This window comes from Stenotrophomonas pictorum JCM 9942 (assembly GCF_001310775.1).
GTDB classification, from domain to species: Bacteria; Pseudomonadota; Gammaproteobacteria; order Xanthomonadales; family Xanthomonadaceae; genus Stenotrophomonas; species Stenotrophomonas pictorum.
On sequence record NZ_BAZI01000656.1, the window covers coordinates 1 to 962 of the forward strand.

Sequence of the window (962 nt, forward strand, 5' to 3'; positions counted from 1 at the left end):
GCGACTCCGACGGAAACCGCCGCGCCGGCCGAAGCCGCTGCCCCGGAAGTGGCGGCCATCCAGGTCGCGTCGGGTACCTACAAGCTCGATCCGAGCCATACCGATGTGCTGGTGCAGTGGAACCACATGGGCTTCTCCAACCCGACCGCACACTTCGGCAATGCCGACGGCACCCTGGTGTACGACGCCGCCGACGTGAGCAAGTCGACCGTGGAAGTCACCCTGCCGCTGTCGGGCCTGAACAGCTTCACCGCCAAGTTCGACGAGCACCTGCGCAGCGCCGATTTCTTCGACGCCGCCAAGTTCCCGACCGCCACGTTCAAGAGCAGCAAGGTGGAGGCGGCCGGCACCAACAAGCTGACCGTGACCGGTGACCTGACCATCAAGGGCGTCACCAAGCCGGTGGTGCTGGACGTGACCGTCAACGGTGCCGGCGAGCACCCGATGATGAAGGTGCCGTCGGTCGGCTTTGATGCCACCACCACCCTCAAGCGCAGCGACTTCGGCGTGGGCGCCTACGCCCCGGCCGTCAGCGATGAGGTCAAGGTCCGCATCACCACCGAGGCCAGCCAGGCCAAGGCCGAAGAAGCCAAGGCTGAAGAAGCCAAGGCTGAAGAAGCCAAGGCCCAGTAACCGGGGCGGGTTGACCGCTGCGCCCAGCGGCTGCAACAAGAAGGCCCGCCAGTGATGGCGGGCCTTCTGTTTTCATGCACCACCGCAAAGCTGTGCGGTTACTCGCAGCGCACCGCGGTGATGACGTTGTTGGCATCGACGAACACGCGCAGGCGGTCTTTGCGGATGTCGCGGGTGGTGATGCTGGCCGGGCCGATCGGATTGACCAGCCCGGCGCCGCTTTCGCGCTTGAGCCGGCGGATGGTCGGCTCGTCGTTGACCTTGCCCACGGCCCACTGCAGCGTGGCATCCCGGCACAGCCCGAAGTCGGGGTCGGCAGCGGCAGGCGG

Annotated in this window: 2 protein-coding genes; one reads left to right on the top strand and one right to left on the bottom strand. The window is 66.6% G+C overall.

Features of this window, described 5'->3' with window-relative positions; all coding sequences use genetic code 11:
• Window positions 1-633, top strand: a 633-nt coding sequence (locus JCM9942_RS16840; RefSeq protein WP_256202419.1) for a YceI family protein, incomplete at its 5' end; no start/stop codon positions are given.
• A gap of 98 nt (window positions 634-731) precedes the next feature.
• Here the strand turns inward: JCM9942_RS16840 and JCM9942_RS16845 are convergent.
• The coding region (locus tag JCM9942_RS16845; protein ID WP_054660982.1) for a hypothetical protein at window positions 732-962 on the bottom strand (231 nt) is incomplete at its 5' end.